Below are 25,671 nucleotides of genomic sequence, written 5' to 3'. Positions count from 1 at the left end.
CGGCTTCGGCCTCGCCGCATGACGCGCGGCTTGATAGACATGGGCCGTGATCAACGTGCTGCTCGCCGACGACCACCACGTCGTGCGCGGCGCCCTCGCCGCGCTGCTCGACCTTGAGCCGGACCTGACCGTGGTGGCGCAGGTGGACGCGGGTGACAAGGTCGTCACGGCCGCCCGCTCGTACCGGCCGGACGTGGCCGTCCTCGACGTCGACATGCCGGGCCTGGACGGGCTGACGGCGGCAGCGCTGCTTCACGACGAGCTGCCCTCCTGCCGCGTGCTCATCCTGACCGGCCACGGCAAGCCCGGCCATCTCCGAAGGGCGCTGAGTGCCCACGTGAGCGGCTTCCTCCTCAAGACCGCTCCCCCGGACGAGCTCGTGACCGCGATCCGCGCCGTCGCGGGCGGGCGCCGCGTCCTCGACCCGAGCCTCGCCCTCACCGCCTGGGACGTCACCGACAACCCGCTCACCCCGCGCGAGACCGACGTGCTGCGGCTGGCCGCGGAAGGCGCCGAGGCACCCGAGATCGCCGAACGCCTCCATCTCACGGCCGGCACCGTTCGCAACTATCTGACCGCCGCCGTCACCAAGCTCCAGGCCCGCAACCGCACCGACGCGGTTCGCATAGCACGCGAAGCGGGCTGGATCTGAGCTGTGCGCGAAGCGGGCTGGATCTGATCTGGTGCGCGAAGCGGGCTGGATCTGACCGGTACAGGACGCCCCATGGGCCGAACCGCGCGGAGCCGGGCTCAGATCTAAGACCACGGGGGATGTGAATCGGACTCGCGCAGGTCAGCACCAGGCCACACCGGAACTGCGAGAAATCACGTAACAAAGCCCCCCGGCGTCACGACATATCCAATATGCTGATCACCCGGGGCCGCGTTTCCTGTCGGCCATGAGGAAAGCTAATGCAGACGATTCCCACAGAATGGCCCGCGACACTCGACGTGTCCGCACTTCTAGCCGACGGCTGGCGGCCGACGCCCTTTCGACAATTCGTACTAAAAATACAAAGCCGCTGCGATCTGGCCTGCACTTATTGTTATATGTACGAAATGGCTGACCAGAGTTGGCGGTCGCAACCCCGTCGCATGTCCGACATCGTCATCGCCGACACCGCGTCCCGGATTGCCGATCATGTGCGCGCGCACGGGCTCGACGAGATCATGGTCGTTCTGCACGGCGGCGAGCCTCTGCTCGCCGGACGGGACGCCTTGCGCGACATCATCACGACCGTGCGATCGGCGGTCGGCCCCGGCACCCGCGTGCACATCAGCGCGCAAACGAACGCCACCCTCCTCGACACGGAGTTCCTCGAACTCTTCGACGAACTGGACGTCACCATCGGGGTCAGTTTGGACGGTGCCGCGCACGCACACGACCGGCACCGGCGCCGTCCCAATGGGCAGGGCAGTTACGCCGCCGTCGCGCAGGCCCTCGGGCTCCTCAGCACAGGCCGCTTTCGGCGTTTGTTCGGCGGGCTGCTGTGCACAATCGATCTTGAAAATGATCCCCTGGAGACCTACCGCGCGCTGGTCGCCTTCGACCCGCCCGCCATCGATTTCCTGCTCCCGCACGGCAACTGGTCGGCGCCGCCCCCGCGCCCGGCCGGGGTCACGAGCGCCACCCCGTACGCGGACTGGCTGATCACGGTGTTCGACCACTGGTACGCCGGGCCGCGCCAGCGCGCCGAGGTGCGCCTGTTCGGTGAGATCATCCAGTTGCTGCTGGGGGGCGCCTCGGCCCAGGAGCACATCGGGCTGTCCCCGGTCGGCGTCATCACCGTCGAGACCGACGGCGGCATCGAGCAGTCCGACACCCTCAAATCCGCCTATGACGGAGCCCCGGTCACGGGCCTGCACGTGTCACGGGATTCGTTCGACGCCGCCCTTTCCCTGCCGCCGATAGTCGCCCGGCAGATCGGGGAACGAGCTCTTTCCGCCATTTGTGGCTCATGCCCCGAAAACCGGGTCTGCGGGGGCGGGCTCTACACCCATCGCTATCGGGCCGGCCACGGATTTGCGAACCCGTCGATTTACTGCCGCGACCTCTCCCGGCTTATCAAGCATATTCGGCGGACCGTGGCGAAGGATGTCCACCGGCTTCGGGAGAGCAGGCCTTGAATCTCTCCGAATACATTGTGCCGGCGCCGATCTTCCAGGACCTCGCCGCCGGCGCGGGCGGCCCGCGCGCAGCGCGCTTTCTCGCCGGTATGCAATACAGCAAACATGTGTTGCTGGTCAAAGGCGTGCGCGACACCGCGACGGCGCTCGGACATCCAGAGGCACGGCTGGCACGGCAGGCCTATGAATTGCTCACGGAACTGCAGGACCGCGCACCGGAGGCCGTTGACGAAGTCATGAAACACCCGCCCGTCGCCGCCTGGTCACGCCGTACCATCCAGGCGATGACCGAGCGGGCGGCCGGTGTCACCGTGGCGCCCGGTCAGCTGGCCGGGCTGGCGGCGGCCGCCGCGAGCCGTGCCGGGATCGCCGCCACCGTGGAGCTGCCGGTCCTCGACGGCACCCTCATGCTGCCCTCGATCGGACGGGTCACCGGTCTGCCGGCCGGAAGCCTCGCCCGGATCCGGACGGCCGCCGCCCGGACGAGCGGCGCCCACGGCGGCCGGACCCGGCATGGCGAGATCGAGGTGACCGCCGGGGACGTGATCCTGCGGCTGCCCGCCGAGACGGACGCGGTCGCCCCGGACGCCGCGGGCGGCCCGCCCGGTTGGCAACCCCTGCGCACGCTGACCTGTACGGCCGGCGACGTGTCACTGCGCGTTCTCATCGAGGACGTCGACCCGCATCGCATGCCCGGGGCGGGGAACGTCGCCCCCCGGCTGTCCTCCGCCGAGGTGGCGCGGTGGCAGCGGACCATGGACGCGGCATGGGACCTGCTCACCCGTCATCATCACGATGCCGCGGTCGAGGTGGCGGCGATCGTACGAGCGCTGACCCCGCTCAAGTCACCAGAGCAGGGCCACACCAGCGCCACGTCACGCGAGACCTTCGGTTGCGTGGCCCTGTCGGCCCCGCTGGACGCGTGCGCGGTGGCCGTGACGCTCGCGCACGAGACACAGCACGGGAAACTCTCGGCCCTGCTCGACGCGATGCCGCTCCTGCTGCCGGAGGACGGGTCACGGTATTACGCACCGTGGCGCGACGATCCCCGGCCTCTGAGCGGCTTGCTCCAGGGGGCGTACGCGCATCTCAGCGTCGCCAGGTTTTGGCGCCGGCAACGCCACCACGAGCGGGCGGACGCGGCGGCGATGTTCGCCGAGACCGAGTATGTGCACTGGCGGGACGCGACCGCGCTCGGCATCGGCACCATCGTCGGCAGCGGCCGGCTGACCCCCGCGGGCCAGGACTTTCTCGCCGGGATGGCGGGTGAGATGCGATCGTGGCAGGCGGACGACGTGCGGCCGGAGGCGGAGGCGGCGGCGCGGCAGGCCGCCGCGGAGCACCGCGCACGCTGGCAGCACGGGTCAGAGGGGCGGAGGGTCGAAGTCGAAGTCGAGCCGTGATCTCTGGGTGGCCACCACCGTGTCGGGGTGCTCGGGCCCGAGCACCTGCGCGTAGAGCTCGAACGCGTAGCGGCGGAGCCGTTCGGCCTCTTCCTGCTCGCCACAGGTCTCCATGTCGATCGACAGGTTGGCCGCGCAGGCGATGGTGAGCGGGTTCCTTTCGCCGAGGAGCGCTTGGAGCTGGTCGAACGCGCGTTGCCCGAGCCGCCGGGCGGCCTCGGGGTCGCCCGTCTCGGCCAGATCGCTCGCCAGGTTGACGGCACAGGTCAGCGTGAAGTGGTGCGCCCAGCCGACCGATTCCTTCAGCGCGGCCAAAGCGGCCTCGTCGTGCGTCCTGGCCTCGGCGAAGTCTCCGTGCGCGCGGAACAGGAGGGCCAGGTTGATCGTGCAGCCCTGGTTGAACGGGTGGTCGGGGCCGTAAATGTACGGATACCGGTCCATCGTCCGGTGGGCGAGGGCGAGGGCGTCGTCGATCTCGTCGCGGGCGCGCATCGCGTTGGCCAGGCTCATGGCCGCGGCCAGCGTGTCCTGGTGCTCGAACCCGAGAATGCGTTCCTCCCGCTCGAACGTCTCCCTCGCGAGCTCGTACCCTTCGTCGGCGAGCCCGTTGCGCCGCTGGGCGATCGACAGGTCCTTGGCGGTCCGCAGCGTCCAGTGGTGGTCGACGCCCAGCTCCTGCACGCTCAGCCCGAAGGCGTCCTCACCGAGGTCGACGGCCTCGTTGTATTCGCCGATCAGGCGCACGGCACGGGCGAGGCCGTTGAGCCAGTTGACCGTGTCCTGGACGCTGACGCCCACGCCCGAGACGCTCTGCCGGTACGCCGCCTCGTGGAGTTCGCGCGCCGTCCGGTAGTCGCTGATCAGCGCGTAGTCGATGGCGAGGTTGTTGATGGTGCGCAGGGTCCGCCGGTCGTTGGCGCCGAAGGCCTCCTCGTGCCTGCGCCGGGACTCCTTGTCGTGTTCGAGCGCGCCACGGAAGTCACCGGCGGCTCTGATGTCGGCGCCATGGCTGTTGGTCAGGCGCAGGGTCTCCTCGTGCTCGGGGCTGAGCACCCGGTTCATGACCTCCAGCGTCCGGCGGTTGAGCTCGAACGCCGCGTTGGGCTCGCTCAGCTCGCGCAGCAGGGCGCCCAGGTGGCGCCGGGCGACCAGGACGTCCGGGTGCTCGGGTCCCGACAGCTCGGCCCAGGCCTCGATGAACTCGTCGGCGAACGTCCGGCCCGCCTCGAAGTCGCCGGAGCTGTAGAGATAGCGGAGCACGTTGAGTGCCGCGGTGCGCACCGCGGGCCGGTCGCTCTGGGCGATGAGCGTCGGCCGGATGTGCCCGACCAGGCTCTGGTAGCGCGGCCAGGCGGCGGTGTCGTCCGGGTTGCCGGGCGTGGCCCCGGCCAGCAGGTAGTGGACCTCCTGCCGGACGCGCCGGGTCTCGTCGTCGTTGAGCTCGGCCCGGATCAGTGCCTGGATCAGCCGGTGCACCTGGATCGTCCGGCTGCGCGACTCGACCTTCGCGAGCGCGAACCGCCCGAGCTCCCGGATCGCGCGGCTGAGCAGGATGGGATTGTCGAGCAGGCCGCTCAGCGCCGACTCGCCGAAGTCGGGCGGAATCGGTGCGAAGACGTCGCGCGGGATGGGCTCCGGTCCGAAGAAGGCGCAGCAGCGCAGCACGTCGACCGCCTCGGGCAGCTTGGCGGACAGCTGCGACACCGACAGCGCCCAGACCGCCGTCATCGACTGCGGATATTCGGTCGGCTTGCCCTCGGCCAGCAGCGTCTGGGCGTGCTGCGAAAGCTGGCGCAGGTACTCCTCGACGGACATGCCCGTCTCCGACAGCAGCGCGCCGGCCTGTTCGAGCGCCAGCGGCAGGTCGCCGAGCTGCTCGGCGAGCCGGTCGGCCTCGTCCGCGTTGACGGCCCGGGGCACCCGCTTGTTGAGGAACGCGACGCTCTCGGTCCGGGTGAAGACGTCGATCGAGATGGTGTCGACGACGCTGTCCCAGCGCTGGTTACGGGAGGTGATCAGCACATGGCCCGGGCCGCGCGGCACGATCTCGTTGATCTCTTCGGGCTGGTCGGCGTTGTCGAAGATCAGCAGCCAGCGTTTGTAGGGCTGTCCCCGGCGCAGCGCGTCCAGGACCGCCTCGGCGGCGTCGTCGATGCCGGTCGCCGTCGCCGGGGGCAGGCCCAGATGGGACGCCAGGCCGGCGAGGGACGAACGCACCAGCTCGGGGCGGTCGGCGGGGATCCACCAGACCAGGTCGTACTCCGACCGGAAGCGGTAGGCGTATTCGATCGCCACCTGTGTCTTGCCGACTCCGCCGAGCCCGTGCAGGGCGTGCGGGGTGTGCGGCACCACGGCCGTCACGTCGGCCGGGGCGCCGCCGTGCAACTGTCCCAGCAGTTCGTCGCGACCGGTGAAGTTCTTGTTCTGCTGCGGGACCTTGCCCCAGATCTCGGGGAAACGCCCCGGAACGGGAGGAACCTCGGAGGGCTGCGAAACGGTCATGGACGCCTCCGGGGCGGAGTCGTTGGCCGGTCGGGCCTTCATGTTAGACGCGGCAGGGCGAAAGTTCATGTATCGCCGGACGTCATTGTCACTACTCTTCCGTTCCGGCTCCCGAAGGGGTACCCGCCACGTTCGCCGTAAGGGAAACCCGCCACGTTCGCTGTAAGGGGTAGCTGCCACGTTCGCTGTACCGCCATGGCATGATACGGAGACATTGTCGCTTGATGATCCAAGGGGTCCGCATGGCCGGGGAAGCGAACAGCTACGAGACCGAACTGATCGACGTCAGCGGACTCTCGCTGCGGGATCTGGACTCCATTGAGGGATCCAGCCTCGCGAAGGCATTGCAACGGCTCCTCACCACCGACGACACGGCACCGGTGGCCGGGTTTAGCGCGGTAATTCGGCCAGCCGAAATCAGTTCACCCGCGTAGGTCGGAATCACAGCGGCAACTCACGTCCGACAAACCACCGCACTTCACCCGCACTGCCTTCGAACTTCTGATACGGGGGCAGATCTTGACGTACCATTATTACCGGCGGTTGGATTGCGGCGACAGGGCCTGCCTACGATCACCAAGGTGGTTCCGTGGAAGACGGGGACTGGCAACGGCTCATCGATCAGCTGTCGAACGGGGACTGCACGCCATTCCTCGGCGCCGGAGCATGTCACGGCACGTTGCCGAGCGGTGCCGACCTCAGCACGACCTGGGCCGCGAGCTGTGACTACCCCTTCACCGACACCTTCGATCTCGCCCGGGTGATGCAGTACGCGGCGTTCACCCATGGTGACGCCGTTTATGTCAAGCAACTCATCTGCCGCGAGCTCGAATCGGCGGCCCCGCCGGACTTCTCCTCACCGATCGAGCCGCATGCCCTGCTCGCGGGCTTTCCGCTGCCGGTCTTCATCACCACCAACTACGACGACTATCTGGCCAAGGCGCTTGAGGAAGCGGGCAAACAACCCCGCGTGGCGCTCTGCCCCTGGTCTGACCACGGGGTTTACGACAGCGAACTCTTCGACGCCGTCAACGAGCTCGACGACGACCCCGACCGGCCGCTGGTCTACCATCTCCACGGCAGCTGGTCCAAGCCGCATTCCCTGGTCCTCACCGAGCGCGACTATCTCGAATTCCTGGTCAACGTCGCCGCGGCGAAGAACAACGACGACCGCCGTCTCGTCCCCGGTCCCGTCCTTACCGCACTGACCAGCCGGCCACTGCTCTTCATCGGCTACAGCCTGCGGGACCTCACCTTTCTCGTGCTTTTCTACGGCCTGCTGCGTGACATTCCCGGCATTCACCGGCGACGCAACGTGAGCGTGCAGTTGCCGCCTCCCACCAATGGCGCCTCGGCCGGCGCGGCAGAACGTGCGAAAAACTTCATGACCAGCTATTTCGCGGAATGGAACATCTCCATCTTCTGGGGCAGCGCCGCCGAATTCTGCGCCGAGTTGCGGTCACGCATGGGGAAGACGGCATGACGGCGCGCGCGGGCTCGGCGCCGCCGGCCAGCCCCTACGTCGGCCTCCGTGCCTTCGCCGCCGAGGACCGCGGGCTGTTCTTCGGGCGTGCCCGGGAGACCAGGGACGTCGCGGCGCTCTGGCAGGCGAACCGGCTGACCGTTCTGTACGGGGCGTCCGGCGTGGGCAAGACCTCGCTGCTCCAGGCCGGGGTCATCCCGCGTGTCTCCACCAGGAACGCCGACATCTGGCCCGTCGGGCGGGTCGCTCCACGGCCCGCCGGGACGACGGGCAACCCGTTCGTCGCCGCCCTGCTGGCCTCGTGGTCGCCCGAGGAGGAGCCGGCCGCCGGCAGCCTGCGCGACTTCGTACGCGGGCGCCCGGAGCGCGTCGACCGCTACGGTGACCCGCTGCCCACCCTGATCTCCATCGACCAGGCGGAGGAGCTCTTCAGCGACTTCCCGCGGCTGACCGAGGAGCGCGACGAGTTCCTCACGGAGCTGGCCGAGCTGCTGGGCGAACGTTCCGGCACCGGCCTGCGCCTCCTGCTGTCGCTGCGCGAGGACTATCTCGCCGCCGTCCTTCCCTACGAGAACATGCTCGCCCAGGGAGCCCGGGCGCGGTTCCAGCTCAGGCCGTTCGAGTCCGCGGCGGCGCTGGAGGCCGCCCGGCGCCCGCTGGAGGGCACCCACCGGCGCTTCGCCGCGGGCGCGGCCGAGACCCTGGTCGAAGATCTGCGCACCATCAGGCTGACGGCGGCCGACGGTACCCGCTCGACCGTCCTTGTCGACACCGTCGAGCCGGTGCAGCTCCAGGTGGTCTGCGCGGCGCTCTGGGCGTCGCTCCCGTCCAGCGTCAGCAAGATCACCTCAATTCATGTCCGCGAGCACGCCGACGTCGACCGGTTCCTCGCCCGGTTCTGCGGGCGCGCGCTGTCGGCGGTGGCGGCCGAGCACGACCTGCCGGCCTCACGCATCCGCGCGTGGTTGCGCCACACGTTCATCACCGAGCTCGGCACACGGGGCACCGCCTACGAAGGCCTCACCCAGACCGCCGGGATGCCCAACGCGGTCGTGCACGCCCTCGAAGACCGCCACATCCTGCGCGCCGAGCAGCGTTCCGGCTCCCGCTGGTACGAGCTGCAGCACGACCGCCTGATCGAGCCGATCCGGCAGGCCGACCCCGGTGAGCACCTCCAGGACGCGCGGCTGGCGCTGCACGAGGCCGATGTCTCGCTGGCCCAGCGCCAGGCCGAGCTGGCCCTGGCCGCCGCGGGCGACGACCTGCGCATCCGGGCTCAGGCCGAACGCCTGCTCGGCGACATCGCGGTGCGTCGGCAGGACATCGGCGCGGCGCAGGCCCGGTACCGGACGGCCGCGAGCCTCTTCGAGGTGCTCGGCGACACCGCGTCCGTCGGCAACGCCCTCGCCGGGGCGGGCGAGCTGTCCATGCGCAGCGGACGGCACGAGACGGCCGTGGCGGAGCTGCAGGCCGCCGTCACCCGGATCCCCACCACGCTCCACGTCCGCACCCTGCTCGCCAGGGCGCTCTGGCACGCCGGGCAGCCCCGGGCGGCGGTCATCGTGCTCAACGAGGCGCTGGCCATCGACGGCGAGAACGTCGACGCCCTGCGCGCCCGCGGCGAGATCCTCGCCGACGAGGGCTCGTCGGTGGAGGCGCTTTCCGACCTGGGACGCGTCCGGCGGCACCAGGGCGCGACGACGCTGGCGGCGCGCGCCCTCGCGCTGGCCATGTCCGGCAAGCTCGAAGCCGCCGAGCAGGAGGCCGAGGACGCGCTGGCCAACGCCGAGGACGACGGGCCGGTGCTGCTGCGGGTGGCGATGGTGCACGCCCTCAGCGGGCAGGACACGTCCGCGGCCCGGCTCGCCGGGCTGGCGTTGTCGGCCGCCGCCCCGGAGGTCCCCCCGCACCTGCGCCCCAAGGCGGTGGCCCTGGCGTCCCAGGTCCTGGACCCGTCGGACGAGGGCCGCTGAGGGCATCGCACCGACCTCCGCGTCAGGGCGCCAAGGCGGGTAACGGTTAAGACTCCTACTAACTGTGCCTCTTGAACTGGTACGGACCACCTTTTATCTTCGTGGCCACGCGCGATTCTGCTCGTTGCGCACTCGCACCGCGCACAATTTTTCATGGGCGGAAGGGGGATGGCGGCGGCTTCCGGCCGCACAGGGACCACGCCAAGGACCGGGGGGTTGGCGGAGAAGCGAACCAGGGGGCGCGCGTGCGCGCCCGCAGAAGCCGGAGAAGGCGGGGAGATGAAGCGGCACCTCATGGGCGCCATGGCGGCGGGCCTGACGTTGGCCCTCGGCGTGAGCGGATGCAGCAAGGGAAGTTCGTCGGGCGACGGCGACTCCGACGGCAAGACGATCAAGTTCGTCGCGGCGATCTACGACGACAACACCAAGGGCTTCTGGGACGGCCTGATCAAGGACTTCGAGGCCAAGAACTCCGGCTACAAGGTCAACCTCGAAATGGTCGACTGGACGCAGATGGACGCCAAGGTCAAGACCTACGTCCAGACGAAGCAGGTCCCCGACATCCTCAACTACAACGCGTTCTCCGACTTCGCGCGGGACGGCCTGATCTACAAGGCGGCCGAGGTCGTGTCGCCGCAGGTGCTGAGCGACTTCACGCCGACGTTCGTCGAGCAGGCCAAGTACCAGGGCGAACAGTACGGGCTGCCGTTCATCAGCAGCGCCCGGCTGCTGTTCTACAACAAGGACCTGCTCTCCAAGGCCGGCATCAAGGAGCCGCCGAAGACCTGGGCCGAGGTCAGGACCGCCGCGGAGAAGATCAAGGCCAAGGGCACCATCGGGTACGGGCTGCCGCTGGGACCGGAGGAGTCGCAGGCCGAGTTCTACTCGTGGGCGATGAACAACGGCGGCGGCTGGGTCGACGCGTCCGGCAAGTGGGCCATCAACCAGAAGGCCAACCTCGACACCCTCACCTTCCTGCGGGACCTCACCAAGGCGGGGCTGACGCAGCCGAACCCGGAGACGACCGACCGCAAGACGGTCTTCAACCAGTTCGCGCAGGGGAAGATCGGCATGGCCATCGGCGGGCCGTTCACCCGCGAGGCGTTCATCAACAAGGCGAACAAGGACCTGCCGTTCGGCGTCACCTCGCTGCCGAGCAAGAGCGGCACCGAGCACAACACGCTCGGCGTCATGGACGTGCTCGCGGCGTTCAAGAAGGCCGACGGCAAGAACAAGGACGCCATCGCCAAGTTCCTCAACCACTTCTACCAGGCCGAGAACACCTCCAAGTTCCTCAAGCTGGAGGGCTTCCTGCCGGTGACCAAGTCCGCCGGTGACGCGCTGAGCGCCGACCCGTACTTCAAGCAGTTCGTGGACGCGCTGCCGACCTCGAAGTTCGCGCCGACCGGCAACCCGGCGTGGAGCGCGGTGGCCGGTGCCGTGAAGCAGAGCCTCGGCACCGCGGTGGCGAACGAGAACCCGAAGAAGGTCCTCGACGACATCCAGAAGACGGCCGAGAAGAGCGGCTGAGTTGCAGGACGTCACGACACGTGGTGCCGGGGCGGCGACCGCCCCGGCGCCGCGTCCCACGCCCGGGCGGCGGCTCCGCCGAGCGCTGTCCCCGCTGCTGTGGCTCGGCCCGTCGATCGTGCTCATCGCGGTCGTGGTGCTGTGGCCGGTCATCGAGATGGTCCGCACGTCCACCCTGAAGATCAGTTCGTCGGGGGTGACGCTCGGCTCCAACGGGACCACCAACTACTCCGACCTGTTCGCCGAGGACGACCTCCTCCCCGTCCTCGGCCGCACGCTGTTCTGGGTGGTCGGCACCGTGGTGGTGACGATGGTGCTGTCGCTGGCGCTGGGGCAGCTGCTGAACGCCCGGTTCCCCGGCCGCCGCGTCGTGCGGTGGGCGGTCATCGTGCCGTGGGCGGCGTCGGTGCTGATGACGGCGCTGATCTGGAAGTGGATGCTGGACAACTACTCCGGCCTGGTCAACCGCGTCCTGCTGGACCTGAACGTCATCGACAAGCCCGTCAACTGGCTCGCCCATCCCGACCAGGCGATGTTGTGGATGATGTGGGTGGCGGTGTTCGTGTCGCTGCCGTTCACCTCGTTCGTGATCCTCGCCGGACTCCAGACCATCCCGCGCGACGTGTACGAGGCGGCGCGCGTGGACGGCGCGACCGGATGGCGGACCTACTTCCAGATCACCCTGCCACTCCTGCGGCCCGCCATCCTGATCGCGTCGATCGTGAACGTGATCAACGTCTTCAACTCGTTCCCGATCATCTGGGCGATGACCGGCGGCGGTCCGGGCCACGCCACCGACACCACCACGACGTTCATGTACAAGATCGCCTTCTATGACCAGAACGTGGGCGAGTCGGCCGCCATGGCGGTGGTCAACTTCGCGCTCGTCCTCATCATGGTGCTGCTGTACCTGCGCGCCTCGCGCTGGCGGGAGGAGGTCCGATGAGACCCCGCACGGTCATTCTCACGGGGGTCGGCTGGCTGGTCGGCCTGCTCTTCCTGCTGCCGTACCTGCAGATGCTGCTGACCTCGCTCAAGCCCGAGAACGAGCTCACCAAGTCGCCCGGCACGTACCTGCCGTCCGACTGGAAGTGGTCCAACTTCGTCGACGTCTGGAGCTCGCAGCCGATCTGGCAGAACATGCAGGTCTCCCTGATCGTCGCCGCCGTGGCCACCGTGGTCACCCTGGCCTGCGCGCTGCCCGCCGCGTACTACACGGCCCGTAACCGTTTCCGAGGCCGCAACGCGTTCCTCCTGCTCGTGCTCATCACCCAGATGTTCGCGCCGACCGCCCTCGTGATCGGCATCTACCGGGAGATGGTGGCGCTCGACCTGACCGACACGCTCCTCGCGCTGATCCTGGTGAACGCGGCGTTCAACCTGCCGTTCTGCATCTGGATCCTGCACGGCTACTTCTCCAGCATCCCCCGCGAGTTGGAGGAGGCGGCCTTCCTGGACGGCGCCGGCCGCGTGAGCGCGCTCACCCGCGTCACCCTCCCCATCTCGATGCCCGGCGTGGTGACGGCCGTCGTCTACACGTTCATCGCCGCCTGGAACGAGTACATCGTCGCGCTCACCGTGACGGCCTCCCCCAACCGCCGTCCCCTCACGGTCGCGATCCCGTCCTTCGTGACCCAGTACCAGGAACACTGGCAGTTCCTGTTCGCCACGTCCCTGATCGCGATCGTCCCCGTCGTGATCCTTTTCATCTTCATCGAGCGCTACCTCATCGGCGGGCTGACGGCGGGCTCGGTCAAATGACCGTCATCGCCCTGGACGTCGGCGGCACGTCCATGAAGGGCGCGGTCATGTCGGGCGACACCATCGTCCACGCCGAACGCCGCCCGACCGGCCGCGACCGGGGCCCGGAGGCGGTCGTGGGCGCGATCCTGGACTTCGCCGCCGACCTCAAGTCCGCCACGAAACCGGTGGCCGCCGGTCTCGCCCTCCCCGGCGTGGTCGACGACGCCACCGGCACGGCCGTCCGTTCGGCCAACATCGGCTGGGAGAACGTCCCGATCCGCGACCTCGCCACCGAACGCCTGGGCATTCCAGTCGTCATCGCCCACGACGTGCGCACCGGAGGCGTGGGCGAAGCCGCCCGGGGCGCCGGTCGCGGTGTGGGCGACTTCCTCTTCCTTCCGATAGGCACCGGCATCGCCGCGGCCCTGATGATCAACGGGATGCCCTATCCCGGCACCACCTCCTGGAGCGGGGAGATCGGCCACATCGTCGTCCGCCCCGGCGGGGAGCCCTGCGCCTGCGGGGCCTGCGGCTGCCTGGAGACCTACGCCTCCGCAGCCGCCATCTCCCGCCGCTACCACGTGCCGACCCGCTCCCCCATCGGCATCTGGGAACCCCCGCTCCCGCCCGAGACCCCCGCTCCCGCCGAAGAGGTCATAGCACGCGCCGAGAAAGGCGACCCCATCGCCGCCCGCGTGTGGACAGAAGCCCTGGACACCCTCGCCGACGCCCTGGCCACCGCGACGATGCTCCTAGACCCATCCCTGATCGTCATAGGCGGCGGCCTGGCCGAAGCCGGAGAACGCCTCTTCACCCCCCTCCAACTCCGCTTGGCCAACCGCCTCCCCCTCCGCCTCGCGCCACCTTTGGCCCCCGCACAACTAGGCCCCGAAGCCGCCATGCACGGCGCCGCAGTCCTCGCCTACCAAGCCGCCGACTAACAACCAAGCAACAGCGCCCCGGACGCGACACCGCGCAGAACCCGACGCCGCGCCTAGAACTCCTAGCAGAATGACCGCATTGGGATGAGTGCTGTCATGGTGCGGTCGGCCCGTACCCGGGCCGGTTGGTCGGTCAGGACCGACCACAGGCGGGTGCCGAACTCGAAATGCCACCACTCCTCCGCCAGGACCACAAAGCCCTGCCGCCGAAGGGTGTGGTACAGCAGGCGTCTTAGCGTGCGCACCGGTCCGGCCAGGTTCTCCAAGGCTGCGGTCATGGCCAGACTGGTGAACTCGTCGAACGCGGTACCCAGTGCCAGCGGCATCCCTTGCCAGGTCAACGTGAGGTCGACCGCTCCGCCGGTGAGGTGGGGCGGGGGCTCGGTGGGGTCGTCCGAAGGCGGTGCTACCAGATCTTCCGCATTGGGGTCGAGGGGCGGGCCGATCGCCTCGAACAACTCGCGCTGCAGGGTCAGGGGCCGCCAGCCGTCGAAGACGGCGAGGCCGAACCGCGGCGGAAGGGTGGCGGCCGCCTCTTGCAGCCGCACAAGCACCTCGGTCCTGAGCCACTGCTGGTCGACATGCAGGACGCGCAGCGCGCAGGACGCGCAGCGCGCAGGACGCGCAGCGCGCAGGACGCGCAGCGCGCAGGACGCGCAGCGCGCAGGACGCGCAGCGCGCAGGACGCGCAGCGCGCAGGACGCGCAGCGTGCAGGGCGTCACGTGCAGGGCGTCACGTGCAGGGCGTCGGGCGTGCAGAACGCGGGACGTGCAGAACGCGGGACGTGCGTTAAGGGGTGGGCGGATAGGTCGCTATTGCCGGCCGGGTGGGATTAGTGCGTGAGGATCTTGAGGCCGACGACTCCTACCAGGATCAATGCCAAGCACACGAGACGTCCTGCGGTGGCGGGCTCGTGCAGCCAGACCATGCCGAAGACGGCGGTGCCTACGGCGCCGATTCCCACCCACACCGCGTACGCGGTGCCTAGTGGCAGTTCACGCAGGGAGTGGCCGAGGCCGCCCATGCTGGCCGCCAGCGCCACCAGGAACAGCACGGTGGGCCACAACTTGGTGAAGCGCTGGGACTTCTCCAGCGCCGCCGCCCACACCGTCTCCATCAGCCCCGCGACGATCAGGATCAGCCAGACCATCGGACTCCCTCCGGTATCCGGTCGGGGAGTCGATCTTGTCGTTCCCGCCCCGAGAAGGGCCAAACCGAGCCCCAGAGCGCGGCGCGATGGACGTTCGTCGCGTGTCCAGCAGGACCGCTTCGTTGGCGCCAGGGTTTGACGTAGAAGCCCCAATGAGTGAAGTTCCGAGCGAAGCGATGGACCAAGCGCCGCGGAAGTCGGTGTCGGTCACTTCAACCGGTCGGCGTGTGGAGAATCGCCCAGACCGCCTTGCCGCCGGTTTCCAGCGGTTGCGCGCCCCAGTCCTTTACGAGCGCGGCAAGCATGGCAAGCCCTCTGCCACCCTCAGCACTTTCGTTCAGAGGGCGGGCCACGGGCATCTCAGTAGAGGAGTCAAGAATCTCTATCACCGGCCAGGCCTCCGCCCGTCCCACCCGCACGGTCATGTTTACGGAAGCAGTGTGCTTCGATGCGTTCGTCACCAGCTCGGAGACCACGAGCTTGCCGACGTAGGGATCGTGGCCCCAGTCGGCGAGGATGACGGCCACCCAATCACGCGCGTTCTTGACCGACTCCGATCGCGCGGGAACAACTAGAGACGCGAAGCTCGACACGGCCATCACCTCAAAATGGGTTCCTGTGACTTGTCGCACAGGATCGCTCGCGCACCGTAGTGACCTCTACAGGGAGCAAGCGAGCGCAAACGGTTTGCTTGCGGTCGGTACCGCCCTGGTTTTGAGGAGGCACCATGGCTTCGAGAAAGCCGACTCCTGATCTCCGGCGATTCGGTGCAGAGGTGACACGGCTCCGTGAGGAGTCCGGGATCACGAGCCGGACGCAGCTAGCCAAGCTCGTTTCGGTCACACGCTCCTACGTCGGGCAGGTCGAGAACGGCACCACGCGATGCCGACGCGACTTCGCAGAACGTCTCGACCAGGCGCTCGATACCGGAACGGCACTGACGGACCTGTGGGACGACTCCCTTCGATCAGCCAGCTACCCGAAGGCTTTCGTGGATTTTGTAGCGGCCGAGGGAATCGCCACCCTGCTCCGCTGCTACGAGAACCGACTTATTTATGGACTGTTCCAAACTCCTGCCTATGCGGCGGCGGTCCTGGGCTCCGAGAAGCCCGTCGAGGGACGCATCAAGCGCCAGACGACGCTCGACAGGCAGTCTGTGATCATCAGTGTGGTCATGGACGAGAGCGTGCTGAACCGCGAGGTCGCTCCTCCTGGCGTGATGCGAGAGCAACTCGCTCGGCTCTTGGAACTCTCAGAGTGTCCGAACATCCACATCCAGATCGCCCTGTCCCATCGCTACTACCGGGATGCTCGCGGACCATTCGCGATCGCCTCGTTGCCTGATCATCGTGAGGTTGTTTGGCTGGAGGCAGCGGCCAGGTACGAGACCTCCACAGACCTCGAAGAGATCGCGGTCGTGGCGCGTACCTTCACTAGGCTCCAGGCCGAAGCGTTGAACACGAGTGATTCGCGGGAGTTGATCCGGCGGACTCTTCAAGAGAGGTGGCTTAAGGATGGAGTGGCGCAAGAGCAGGCGGTCCGGTGAAGAAGGCGGTAACTGCGTTGAACTCGCCGACCTTGGCGCAGACGGTGTGGGCTTGCGGGACTCCAAGCTCCCTGACGATATTCATCTGACCATCACCCGGGACACCTTCCGGAAGCTCATAGAAACTGTCCGGATGCTCTGATCACTCAGCACAGGCTGGGGCGCGCTTCTCCGTCGGGCGGGCCTCAGCCTCCTCATGGCCAAGGCTCCTGAGGACTGGCTTGGCCGTGTTCTCTCATGCATGCAAGGCGCTACTCCTCCGACCACAGGGCGTGGGAACGCGGTTGGGAGCCGGGGCACCTGAAGTCGTGGAGCGGCCTGGGCATCGGAGGGTCCCTCGGGGATGCCTTTTGTGAGCTGGATGGAAGGGGCGGGGGGTGTGGGGGGCGGAGCCCCCCGCTGGGGTTTGGGGCGGAGCCCCAATGAGGGGAGCCCCGAGCGGAGCGAGGGACGGTGCCTGGTGGCGGGAGGTCAAGGAGGAGAGGGCCGAGAGGAGCGAGGGGTGATGCCTGGTGGCGGAGCCCCTCGTGGAGCGAGCGGCTCCAGACGGCGGGGCCGCCTTTGAGGCGGCCCCGTTGGGTCAGGCGATTGCTTCCAGGGGCTCTCCGGTGGGGGTTTTGGGCGGGCTGTCCTGCTGGTCGAACTGGGTGCGGTAGAGCTCGGTGTAGCGGCCCTCGGCGGCCAGGAGGGCCTCGTGGGTGCCGCGTTCGACGATGCGGCCGGACTCGACGACCAGGATCTGGTCGGCGGCCCGGATGGTGGAGAGGCGGTGGGCGATGACGATGGCGGTACGGCCCTCCAGTGCCTCGGAGAGGGCCTCCTGGACGGCGGCCTCAGAGGTGGAGTCGAGGTGGGCGGTCGCCTCGTCCAGGATCACCACGCGGGGACGGGCCAGGAGGAGGCGGGCGATGGTCAGGCGCTGGCGTTCGCCGCCGGAGAGGCGGTAGCCGCGTTCGCCCACGATCGTGTCGAGGCCGTCGGGGAGTGACCTGATGAGGTCGTCCAGGCGGGCGCGGCGCAGGACGTCCCAGAGGTCGGGCTCGGTCGCCTCGGGACGGGCCAGCAGGAGGTTGTCGCGGATCGACTCGTGGAAGAGGTGGCCGTCCTGCGTGACCATGCCCAGGGTGGCGCGGATGGTGTCGAAGCTCAGGTCGCGGACGTCGACTCCGCCCAGGCGTATGGCGCCCTCGTCCACGTCGTAGAGGCGCGGGAGCAGCTGGGCGATGGTCGACTTGCCGGCGCCGGACGAGCCCACCAGGGCGATCATCTGGCCCGGCTCGGCCTTGAACGAGACGTCGTGCAGGACCTCGACGCCGCCTCGCGTGTCGAGGGTGGCGACTTCTTCCAAAGACGCCAGCGACACCTTGTCGGCGGACGGGTAGCTGAAGCGGACGTGCTCGAACTCGACCGAGACGTGGCCGGCGGGGACGGGCTTGGTCGCGGGCTTCTCGGCGACCAGCGGCTTGAGGTCGAGGACCTCGAAGACCCGCTCGAAGCTCACGAGTGCGCTCATGACCTCGACGCGGGCGCTGGCCAGGGCGGTGAGCGGCGCGTAGAGGCGGACCAGGAGGAAGGACATCGCCACGACCGCGCCCGCGTCGAGGGTGCCCTTGAGGGCGAGGAAGCCGCCCATGCCGTAGACCAGGGCCAGGGCGAGGGCCGAGACGACCGTGAGCGCGGTGATGAAGACGTACTGCACCATCGCGGTGCGCACGCCGATGTCACGGACGCGGCGGGCCCGGCGGGCGAACTCCTCGGACTCGCGGGCGGGACGGCCGAACAGCTTGACCAGGGTCGCGCCCGGCGCCGAGAAGCGCTCGGTCATCTGGGTGCTCATCGCCGAGTCGTGCGCGGCCGCCTCGCGTTGGAGGCGGGCCAGGCGGGAGCCCATCCGGCGTGCGGGGAAGACGAAGATGGGGAGAAGAACGAGGGCCAGCAGGGTGATCTGCCAGGAGATGCCCATCATGACGATCAGCGTCAACAGGAGCATCACCAGGTTGCCGACCACGCCGGAGAGGGTGTCGCTGAACGCGCGCTGGGCCCCGATGACGTCGTTGTTGAGCCGGCTGACCAGCGCGCCGGTGCGGGTGCGGGTGAAGAACGCGACCGGCATGCGCTGGACGTGGTCGAAGACGGCGGTGCGCAGGTGGAGGATCAGCCCCTCGCCGATACTGGCCGACAACCAGCGGTTGAGCAGCGCCAAGCCTCCCTCGGCCACGGCGATGATCGCGATGATCACGGCCAGCCAGACCACGGTGGAGGTGGCCGAGCCCTTGACGATCGCGTCCACCACTCGGCCCGCCAGGACGGGGGTCGCCACGGCGAGGACGGCGGTCACCACGCTGAGGAGCAAGAACCAGCCGAGCGAGGACCGGTGCGGGCGCGCGAAACCCCAGATGCGCTTCAACGTGGCCTTGGAGAACGGCCGTTTGTCATCTTGTGCGTTCATCGCGTGATGCAACGACATCCACGCGGTCACTTCCATATCCATGGCACACCGTCGCTTGTCAGAGGGGCTCAGCGGGCCGCCGTCCGGCGGCCTGTGAACAGGATGCAACCTCAATATTGCTTGAGGTCAACCCCGGCTTCCACCAGGGTCTCTCACAGGTCTGACACTTTGCGTCGCCGAAACTCATCGGGCAGCCTCTGGCCATGGGAATCGACATCGAGAAGGCCCGTGCCGAGACTCCCGGCAGCGCGGGCGTCGTCCATCTCAACAACGCGGGCGCCGCGCTTCCTCCCCGTGCGGTGACCGAATCCGTCTTCGCACACCTGGAGCTGGAGGCGACGATCGGCGGTTACGAAGCCGCCGAGCGGAACGCCACCGCGATCAAGCGCTTCTACGGCGCCGTGGCGGAGCTGATCGGTGCCGTTCCCGAGGAGATCGCCTACGTCGAGAACGCCACCCGGGCCTGGGACATGGCGTTCTACGGCATCCCGTTCGAACGCGGCGACCGGATCCTGACTACGACGAGCGAGTACGCCAGCAACGCCATTGCCTACCACCAGATCGCGGCCGCGCGGGGGGTGAGCATCGAGGTCGTCCCGGACGACGAGCACGGGCAGATCTCGCTGGAGGCGCTGGCCACCGAGCTGGCCAAGGGCGGGACCCGGCTCGTCGCGATCAACCACATTCCGACCCACAACGGCCTGATCAACCCGGCCGCCGAGGTCGGGCGGCTGGCCCGGGAGGCCGGCGCGCTCTACCTGCTGGACGCCTGCCAGTCGGTGGGCCAGCTCGCCATCGACGTCCGCGAGATCGGCTGCGACATGTTGTCGGCGACCGGGCGCAAGTTCCTGCGCGGCCCGCGTGGCACCGGTTTCCTGTATGTACGGCGCGACGTCATACAGACCTTGGAGCCGCCGTTCCTCGACTTGCAGGCCGCCGAGTGGATCACGCCCGAGACGTACGAGGTGCACGATGACGCACGCCGCTTCGAGACCTGGGAACGCTTCGTGGCCGGGCAGGTCGGCCTGGGCGTCGCGGCCGACTACGCCGCCGCGCTCGGCATCGACGCGATCGAGGAACGGGTGACCGGCCTCGGCGCCCTCCTGCGCGACGAGCTCTCCGCCCGCCCCGGCGTCACGGTCCTGGACCGGGGTGAGCGGCGTTCCGGCGTCGTCACGTTCACCGTGGACGGGCACGAATCGATGGCGGTCAAGCTGGCCCTGCGCGAGCGGGGCGTCAACGTCAGCGCGACCGACGGCGCCCACCAGCGGTTCGACCCGCGCGCGGTCCCGTCCGCCGTACGGGCGTCGGTGCACTACTACAACACCGAAGACGAACTGGACCGCCTGCTGGCGGCGCTCCCTAGCTCCTGAACGTCTGGAAGACCCTGCGGGCCGCCGGCTCGTCCAGAACGAGCCGGTTGGCGTCGCCCGGATGGGGCCGTACGGGAACGGTGCTGAACCGTACGGCGTCCGTCCCGGTCTTATCGAGGCTCTCGGCCAGCTCACGCAACATCCCCAGGTCGAGCGGCCCGGTGCTCTTGATCGAGCCGGACGCCGCCTTGAGGAACGCCGCCAGCCGCGGCGCCTCCGTGATCCGCAGCTGCTTGGCCCGGCGCAGCATGGAGGCCATGAACCGCTGCTGCCGCTTGATCCGTTCCAGGTCGGAGCCGTCCCCGAGGCCACGCCTGGACCGGACGTACGCCAGCGCCTGATCCCCCCTCACGAGCTGGCGGCCGGCGCCGAGGCGCAGCCCGGACGCCCGGTCCCACACCGCCTTGGGCATCACGACCTCCACCCCGCCGAGCGCGTTCACCATCCGCTTGAATCCCGCGAAGTCGATCGACAGCGCCTGGTCGACGCGTACCCCCGTCAGCTTCTCGACGGCCTTGAGCGAACACGCCAGACCGCCCACGGCATAGGCGCTGTTGAGCGGTCCGGTGCCGCCCGGCCGGACCTCGCCGGACCTCGTGCGGCAGGACGGCAGCGTCGCCATGAGATCGCGCGGGAGGCTGACCGCCGAGACCCGCCCGCGGTCGCGGGGCACATGCACCAGCATGATCGTGTCCGACCGTGCCTGGAGGCCGTCGCCGCGTTCGTCGGAGCCGAGCACCAGGATGTTGAGCGCCTTCGCCGCTCCCGGCCGCTGCCCGGAACCGTCGGGGCCGGGCTTGCCCGCGCCGCCGCCGCGCAGCAGCACGGTCGGCACGAGGATGAGGGCGGCCGTCACGACCGCTGCCACGCCGATGAGCGTCCACCCGCGGACGCGGCGGGGATTCGTCCGACCGGCGGCCGTCTCCGCCAGGCGGTGCCGCTGCCGGACGAGCGTGGCGGGCGGTTCGTGGTCGAGGTCGTGACCGAGGCCGCGAACCAGTTCGAGGTCGTCCATGATCACTCCTCCTCGTTCATCGGGTTGGTGTCGCCCAGGACGGCCCGGACCTTGCGCCGGGCGCGGTTGAGACGCGAACGGACCGTGCCGACGGGGATGCCAAGCGCCTGCGCGACCTCCTCGTAGGTCAGATCACCCCACGCCACCAGCAGCAGCACGTCCCGGTCACGGCGCGGCAGCCCGGCCAGCGCCTCGGCCAACATCGGCCGCGACGCCGTCGCCGTCACCCCGGCGGCGACCCGGTCGGCGGGTCCCTCGACGTGGCTCTCCACGGGACTGCGGCGCAGTGCCCGGTAGCGCGCCGCCTCGGAGCGGTGATGCCGGGAGACGAGCTTGGTCATGATGCCGAACAGCCACGGCCGCGCGTCCGCGTGGCTCAGGTCGTACCGGCCCCGGCGGCTGAACGCGACGAGGAACGTCTCGCCTACGAGGTCCTCGGCCACCTCGGGGCCCAGCCGCCGCGCGACGTACCGGTAGAGCATGCCGCTGTACCGGTCGAACAGCGCGGCGAACACCTCCGGCTCCGTGCGCGACCGTTCGATCAGGTCTGCGTCGGCCTTGGTCGGCGGAGCCGTGGGGGCGGTCATCGCGGACACCATGACATGAAGCCCGGCCTTCCCGTGGGGATCTCTCGTACGCGGATGTATCGCCACAACCACCGATCCGGGTTCACGCCACGGGTTGGCAAAGTCTCGATGTGCCCCACGCGTCGGAAACGGAATGCCGGGAAGGACCCGGAGCATGAACGCCACTGCCCAGCGGGCCGACGTCCTCGTCCTCTTCGGCATCACGGGTGATCTCGCCAAGAAGATGTTGCTGCCCGCGCTCTACCAGCTGACCGCGCGCGGCGAACTCGACGTTCCGATCATCGGCGTGGCCAAGTCCGACTGGGACGACGAGGGGCTCCGTTCCCACGCGCGCGAGGCGATCGCCGCCGTCCATGAGATCGACGACGAGGTCTTCGGCCGCCTGTCCGAACGGCTGAGCATCGTCACCGGCGACCTCAAGGACGACACGACGTTCGCCCGGCTCCGTGAGGCCGTGCAGGACTACGGATTCCGGACGTACTACCTGGCGATCCCGCCGTCGCTGTTCGAGCCGGTGGCCCAGGCGCTCGCCGGGGCCGGGCTGAACGACAACGGACGGCTGGTGGTGGAGAAGCCGTTCGGCCACGACCTGGAATCGGCGCGGGCGCTCAACGCGGAGCTGCAGAAGTACTTCGACGAGGACCATCTGTTCCGGGTCGACCATTTCCTGGGCAGTGAGCCGGTCGACGGGCTGATGATCGCGCGGTTCGCCAACACGCTGCTCGAACCGCTGTGGAACCGGTCGTACGTGGACAACGTGCAGATCTCGCTCTCGGAGGACTTCGACGTCGCCGACCGCGGCTCGTTCTACGACTCGGTCGGTGCCCTGCGCGACGTCGTCCAGAACCACCTCCTGCAGGTGCTCGCGTACCTGATCATGGACGCGCCGGCCAAGCCCGACGCCGACTCGTGGCTGAACGAGAAGTGGCGCGCCCTGAGCGCCGCCCGCGCCATCTCCGCCTCGGACGTCGTACGCGGGCAGTACGAGGGCTACTCCGACGTCGAGGGCGTCAAGCCGGGCTCCACGACTGAGACGTTCATCGCCCTGCGGATGTACGTCGACAACTGGCGCTGGGAGGGCGTCCCGTTCTACATCCGTTCCGGCAAGTCCATGGCCGTGACCTCCACCGAGGTCATCGCCGAGCTGCGCAGGCCGCCGGTCACGCTCTTCCAGACGCACGAGGGCACCGCACCGCCCAACCTGATCCGCTTCCGCCTCGAACCCAAGGCCGGGATGACGTTCGACCTGCTCGTGGAGCAGCCGGGAAACGAGGACCGGCCCGTGCCCGTCCCGGTCTCCGTGGACTTCTCCGACGTCCTCGGCCCGGGCGAACTGCCGTACGAGCACATCCTCAGCGCCGCGGTCTCCGGCGACCCCGAGCTTTTCACGCGTTTCGACCTGGTCGAGGAGTCCTGGCGGATCGTCCAAGACATACTGGACCCGCCGGACATGCCCGAGCCGTACAAGCCCGGCACCAACGGGCCCTCCTCGGCCGAGCTGCTGCCCGGCCCGGGCGGCTGGCACGAACTCGAAGGCGCCATGCACAAGTGACCAGCGGCGACTTTGATCACCAATGCGTAACTAGGTGAACTTTCGGGCTAAGCTGCGCATCCTCAATGGTGCACGGGGGCTCCGGCGAGACCGCTCCGCCCGTCCCGAACAGTCGTCGAGGAGGTCGCGCGGTGAAGGAAACCCGGCACGAGCCGGAGTCTGCGGACAAGTCCGCCGACCCCACGGAGACCGTAACGGACCCCAACCGTACGGACACGGCCGAGTTCCCCCTCCCCAAGCCCGCCCAACCCCCCGCGGACGAGGAGAACCCGGACGCCCAGCAACTCTCAGCCATCCTGGGCGCCGAAGCTGAGCCCGCACAAGACCCCGCCCGGGCCGAGGCCACGTCCACCCAAACTCCCCCCGTCGCAGCCGCCGAGGCCGGCGCCCCCGCGCAGGCAGACCCCGCTGGGGGCCAGCCCACCTCCGCGCAGACGCAATCCACCGCGCCCGCCCACACAAAACCCACGGCCGCGCAAACTGACCCCGCCGCGTCGGAGAACGCCGCACCCACAACACCTGGCGCCGCCGCGATGCCCGAGGCTGGCCCGCCCGCACAACCAGACCCCGCTACGCCCGCGCAGACGGAACCCGCCACAGCCAGACCTGCGGGGGGCCAGCAGACGGAACCCGCCGCATCCATCCAAGCTGACCTAGCCGCACCCAGGTGGGCAGAGGACGCTGTGCCTGCAGCGCCAGCCGCCGTGGCCGGGGCTGGCGCGCCCGCGCAACCAGGCCCCTCCGCGCCCTCGCCAGCCGAACCCGCTACGGGCCGTACCTCCGCGCAGGCGCAACACCCGGCTGCGCCCGCGTCGGCAGAAGCCACGGCCGCGCAGACTCACCCCGCCGCATCCATGTGGGCAGAGAACGCCGCGCCTGAGGACGGGGCTGGCGCGCCTGCACAAGCCCGACCTGCCGGGCCCACGGCCGCACAACAAGGCCTTGCCCAGGGCAAGACCACGGCCGCCCAAACTGCCCCAGCCGCGCCCACAGCGCCTCACGCCGAGGGCGAGGCTGGCGCGCCCGCGCAGGCAGAGCCCGCTACGGGTCCGCACACCTCCGCGCAGGCGCAACGCCCGGCTGCGCCCGCGCAGGCAGAAGCCACAGCCGCGCAAGCTGACCACGCGGCGTCCACGTGGGCGGACAACGCTGCGCCTGAGGGCGGGGCTGGCGCGCCTGCGCAAGCCCGACCTGGCGGACCGACTGCCGCACAACAAGACCTGGCCCGGGGCGCGACCACGGCCGCGCAGACTGGCCCGGCCGCGCCCACCGGGGCTGACGCCGACGGCCGGGCCGGCGCGCCTGCACAGGCCGAGCCCACTACGGGCCAGCACACCTCGGCGCAGACGGAACCCACCGCGCCCATCCAAGCTGACCTAGCCGCACCCAGGTGGGCAGAGGACGCCGCGCCCGCAGCGCCAGCCGCTCAGCACGATCCCGGCACGACCGCGCAACAACCCCCCGCCGCACGCTCGCAGACGGAACCCGCTGGGGGCCAGCACACCTCCACGCAGGAGCAACGCCCTGCGCCAGCCCACACCGAGCCCACGGCCGCGCAAACCGACCCCGCATCCACGTGGGCGGACAACGCTGCGCCTGAGGGCGGGGCTGGCGCGCCTGCGCAAGCCCGACCTGCCGGACAGCAAGACCTTGCCCAGGGCGAGACCACGGCCGCGCAACGTGGCCCGGCCGCGCCCACCGCGGCTGGCGCCGAGGGTGGGGTTGGCGCGCCCGCGCAGACAGAGCCCACTGGGGGCCAGCACACCTCCGCGCAGGCGCAACACCCCGCGCCAGCCCACACAAAGCCCACGGCCACGCAAACTCACCCCGCCGCGTCCACGTGGGCGGAGAACGCCGCGCCTGAGGGCGGAGCTGGCACGCCTGCGCAAGCCCGACCAGGCGCGCCCACGGCCGCGCAATCTCGCTCAGCCGCGCCCACAGGGCCTGACGCCGAAGGCGACGCTGGCGCGCCCGCGCAGGCAGAGCCCGCTACGGGCCAGCGCGCCTCCGCGCAGGCAAAACCCGCCGCGCCCACACAAGCTGGCCCAGTCGCACCCAGGTGGGCGGAGGACGCCGCGCCCGCAGCGCCAGCGGCCAAGCACGGACTTGGCGCGACCGCGCAACAAGGCCCCGCCGCGCCCTCGCAGGTAAAGCCCGCTGGGGGCCAGCACACTTCCACACAAGCGGACGCGCCGGCCCACGCAGAGCCCACGGTCACGCAAACTCACCCCACCGCATCCACATGGGCAGAGAACGCCGCGCCTGAAGGCGGGGCAGGCGCGCCCTCACAGGCAGA

The 25,671-nt window shown here is 69.4% G+C and carries 21 protein-coding genes; 14 read left to right on the top strand and 7 right to left on the bottom strand.

The window, feature by feature from the left end:
* Positions 1-46: 46 nt before the first annotated feature.
* From ABD333_RS15980 to ABD333_RS15970, 3 genes are all read left to right on the top strand, one after another.
* Positions 47-652 carry a response regulator transcription factor gene (locus tag ABD333_RS15980; RefSeq protein WP_344541677.1) on the top strand — a complete coding sequence of 202 codons (606 nt, stop codon included), beginning with the start codon at positions 47-49 and terminating at the stop codon, positions 650-652.
* Positions 653-912: 260 nt separating this feature from the next.
* Entirely contained in the window at positions 913-2,127 is a 1,215-nt protein-coding gene (locus tag ABD333_RS15975) for an FxsB family cyclophane-forming radical SAM/SPASM peptide maturase (RefSeq protein ID WP_344541675.1), read from the top strand.
* Complete coding sequence (locus ABD333_RS15970) at positions 2,124-3,530, top strand: HEXXH motif domain-containing protein (protein WP_344541674.1); 1,407 nt, start codon at positions 2,124-2,126, stop codon at positions 3,528-3,530. The genes ABD333_RS15975 and ABD333_RS15970 overlap by 4 nt, the downstream gene beginning before the upstream one ends.
* Here ABD333_RS15970 and fxsT read toward each other — a convergent pair.
* A complete protein-coding gene (fxsT, locus tag ABD333_RS15965; RefSeq protein ID WP_344541673.1) occupies positions 3,492-6,032 on the bottom strand; it encodes an FxSxx-COOH system tetratricopeptide repeat protein in 2,541 nt (846 codons plus the stop codon). The genes ABD333_RS15970 and fxsT overlap by 39 nt on opposite strands.
* A gap of 242 nt (positions 6,033-6,274) precedes the next feature.
* Between fxsT and ABD333_RS15960 the strand changes: the two genes are divergently transcribed.
* The 7 genes from ABD333_RS15960 to ABD333_RS15930 all read left to right on the top strand — a co-directional run bounded on the left by ABD333_RS15960 (position 6,275) and on the right by ABD333_RS15930 (position 13,702).
* The gene (locus ABD333_RS15960; RefSeq protein WP_344541672.1) at positions 6,275-6,466 is read left to right on the top strand and encodes a hypothetical protein; all 192 of its coding nucleotides are present in this window, start codon (positions 6,275-6,277) and stop codon (positions 6,464-6,466) included.
* Positions 6,467-6,621: 155 nt separating this feature from the next.
* Positions 6,622-7,515, top strand: coding sequence for an SIR2 family NAD-dependent protein deacylase (locus tag ABD333_RS15955; RefSeq protein WP_344541670.1), 894 nt, complete (start codon positions 6,622-6,624; stop codon positions 7,513-7,515).
* The gene (locus ABD333_RS15950; protein ID WP_344541668.1) at positions 7,512-9,488 is read left to right on the top strand and encodes an nSTAND1 domain-containing NTPase; all 1,977 of its coding nucleotides are present in this window, start codon (positions 7,512-7,514) and stop codon (positions 9,486-9,488) included. Before ABD333_RS15955 ends, ABD333_RS15950 begins: the two co-directional genes overlap by 4 nt.
* Positions 9,489-9,767: 279 nt before the next feature.
* Positions 9,768-11,018, top strand: coding sequence for an extracellular solute-binding protein (locus ABD333_RS15945; RefSeq protein WP_344541667.1), 1,251 nt, complete (start codon positions 9,768-9,770; stop codon positions 11,016-11,018).
* A gap of 1 nt (position 11,019) precedes the next feature.
* Positions 11,020-11,964, top strand: a complete 945-nt coding sequence (locus ABD333_RS15940; protein WP_344541665.1) for a carbohydrate ABC transporter permease — start codon at positions 11,020-11,022, stop codon at positions 11,962-11,964.
* Entirely contained in the window at positions 11,961-12,779 is an 819-nt protein-coding gene (locus ABD333_RS15935; protein WP_344541663.1) for a carbohydrate ABC transporter permease, read from the top strand. The genes ABD333_RS15940 and ABD333_RS15935 overlap by 4 nt, the downstream gene beginning before the upstream one ends.
* The gene (locus ABD333_RS15930) at positions 12,776-13,702 is read left to right on the top strand and encodes an ROK family protein (protein ID WP_344541661.1); all 927 of its coding nucleotides are present in this window, start codon (positions 12,776-12,778) and stop codon (positions 13,700-13,702) included. The genes ABD333_RS15935 and ABD333_RS15930 overlap by 4 nt, the downstream gene beginning before the upstream one ends.
* Before the next feature lie 62 nt (positions 13,703-13,764).
* On the opposite strand, the gene ABD333_RS15925 is transcribed toward ABD333_RS15930, so the two are convergent.
* The 3 genes from ABD333_RS15925 to ABD333_RS15915 form a co-directional block, all read right to left on the bottom strand.
* Positions 13,765-14,250, bottom strand: coding sequence for a M15 family metallopeptidase (locus ABD333_RS15925; protein ID WP_344541659.1), 486 nt, complete (start codon positions 14,248-14,250; stop codon positions 13,765-13,767).
* Positions 14,251-14,535: 285 nt separating this feature from the next.
* Positions 14,536-14,853 (bottom strand): DMT family transporter, encoded by a 318-nt coding sequence (locus ABD333_RS15920; RefSeq protein ID WP_344541658.1) that lies wholly within the window; start codon positions 14,851-14,853, stop codon positions 14,536-14,538.
* Between the two features lie 212 nt (positions 14,854-15,065).
* Positions 15,066-15,446 (bottom strand): ATP-binding protein, encoded by a 381-nt coding sequence (locus tag ABD333_RS15915; RefSeq protein WP_344541656.1) that lies wholly within the window; start codon positions 15,444-15,446, stop codon positions 15,066-15,068.
* Between the two features lie 134 nt (positions 15,447-15,580).
* Here ABD333_RS15915 and ABD333_RS15910 point away from each other — a divergent pair, with 134 nt between their 5' ends.
* Positions 15,581-16,399, top strand: coding sequence for a helix-turn-helix domain-containing protein (locus ABD333_RS15910; protein WP_344541654.1), 819 nt, complete (start codon positions 15,581-15,583; stop codon positions 16,397-16,399).
* Entirely contained in the window at positions 16,368-16,541 is a 174-nt protein-coding gene (locus ABD333_RS15905) for a DUF397 domain-containing protein (RefSeq protein ID WP_344541652.1), read from the top strand. Before ABD333_RS15910 ends, ABD333_RS15905 begins: the two co-directional genes overlap by 32 nt.
* 438 nt (positions 16,542-16,979) lie before the next feature.
* On the opposite strand, the gene ABD333_RS15900 is transcribed toward ABD333_RS15905, so the two are convergent.
* A complete protein-coding gene (locus ABD333_RS15900) occupies positions 16,980-18,890 on the bottom strand; it encodes an ABC transporter ATP-binding protein (protein WP_344541650.1) in 1,911 nt (636 codons plus the stop codon).
* A 161-nt stretch (positions 18,891-19,051) separates the two neighbouring features.
* Between ABD333_RS15900 and ABD333_RS15895 the strand changes: the two genes are divergently transcribed.
* Positions 19,052-20,221 carry an aminotransferase class V-fold PLP-dependent enzyme gene (locus tag ABD333_RS15895; RefSeq protein ID WP_344541649.1) on the top strand — a complete coding sequence of 390 codons (1,170 nt, stop codon included), beginning with the start codon at positions 19,052-19,054 and terminating at the stop codon, positions 20,219-20,221.
* Here the strand turns inward: ABD333_RS15895 and ABD333_RS15890 are convergent.
* Entirely contained in the window at positions 20,211-21,236 is a 1,026-nt protein-coding gene (locus ABD333_RS15890; RefSeq protein WP_344541647.1) for an LCP family glycopolymer transferase, read from the bottom strand. The genes ABD333_RS15895 and ABD333_RS15890 overlap by 11 nt on opposite strands.
* A gap of 2 nt (positions 21,237-21,238) precedes the next feature.
* Positions 21,239-21,823 (bottom strand): RNA polymerase sigma factor, encoded by a 585-nt coding sequence (locus ABD333_RS15885; protein WP_344541645.1) that lies wholly within the window; start codon positions 21,821-21,823, stop codon positions 21,239-21,241.
* 154 nt (positions 21,824-21,977) lie between these two features.
* Between ABD333_RS15885 and zwf the strand changes: the two genes are divergently transcribed.
* Positions 21,978-23,375, top strand: coding sequence for a glucose-6-phosphate dehydrogenase (gene zwf / locus ABD333_RS15880; RefSeq protein ID WP_344541643.1), 1,398 nt, complete (start codon positions 21,978-21,980; stop codon positions 23,373-23,375).
* The last annotated feature ends 2,296 nt before the right edge of the window (positions 23,376-25,671 follow it).

Origin of the sequence: Actinomadura fulvescens, assembly GCF_039533225.1 — a bacterium.
GTDB classification, from domain to species: domain Bacteria; phylum Actinomycetota; class Actinomycetes; order Streptosporangiales; family Streptosporangiaceae; genus Spirillospora; species Spirillospora fulvescens.
Note: the sequence above shows the minus strand (reverse complement) of the source record. Positions and strands in the feature narration are given on the sequence as shown.

Bases quoted from the DNA above. Each gene is read 5' to 3' on its own strand.
- ABD333_RS15960 (WP_344541672.1), top strand. From the start codon at position 6,275: ATGGCCGGGGAAGCGAACAGCTACGAGACCGAACTGATCGACGTCAGC.
- ABD333_RS15920 (WP_344541658.1), bottom strand. From the start codon at position 14,853: ATGGTCTGGCTGATCCTGATCGTCGCGGGGCTGATGGAGACGGTGTGG.
- ABD333_RS15950 (WP_344541668.1), top strand. From the start codon at position 7,512: ATGACGGCGCGCGCGGGCTCGGCGCCGCCGGCCAGCCCCTACGTCGGC.
- ABD333_RS15885 (WP_344541645.1), bottom strand. From the start codon at position 21,823: ATGACCGCCCCCACGGCTCCGCCGACCAAGGCCGACGCAGACCTGATC.
- ABD333_RS15900 (WP_344541650.1), bottom strand. From the start codon at position 18,890: ATGGATATGGAAGTGACCGCGTGGATGTCGTTGCATCACGCGATGAAC.
- fxsT (WP_344541673.1), bottom strand. From the start codon at position 6,032: ATGACCGTTTCGCAGCCCTCCGAGGTTCCTCCCGTTCCGGGGCGTTTC.
- ABD333_RS15935 (WP_344541663.1), top strand. From the start codon at position 11,961: ATGAGACCCCGCACGGTCATTCTCACGGGGGTCGGCTGGCTGGTCGGC.
- zwf (WP_344541643.1), top strand. From the start codon at position 21,978: ATGAACGCCACTGCCCAGCGGGCCGACGTCCTCGTCCTCTTCGGCATC.
- ABD333_RS15910 (WP_344541654.1), top strand. From the start codon at position 15,581: ATGGCTTCGAGAAAGCCGACTCCTGATCTCCGGCGATTCGGTGCAGAG.
- ABD333_RS15945 (WP_344541667.1), top strand. From the start codon at position 9,768: ATGAAGCGGCACCTCATGGGCGCCATGGCGGCGGGCCTGACGTTGGCC.
- ABD333_RS15895 (WP_344541649.1), top strand. From the start codon at position 19,052: ATGGGAATCGACATCGAGAAGGCCCGTGCCGAGACTCCCGGCAGCGCG.
- ABD333_RS15905 (WP_344541652.1), top strand. From the start codon at position 16,368: ATGGAGTGGCGCAAGAGCAGGCGGTCCGGTGAAGAAGGCGGTAACTGC.
- ABD333_RS15975 (WP_344541675.1), top strand. From the start codon at position 913: ATGCAGACGATTCCCACAGAATGGCCCGCGACACTCGACGTGTCCGCA.
- ABD333_RS15890 (WP_344541647.1), bottom strand. From the start codon at position 21,236: ATGGACGACCTCGAACTGGTTCGCGGCCTCGGTCACGACCTCGACCAC.
- ABD333_RS15930 (WP_344541661.1), top strand. From the start codon at position 12,776: ATGACCGTCATCGCCCTGGACGTCGGCGGCACGTCCATGAAGGGCGCG.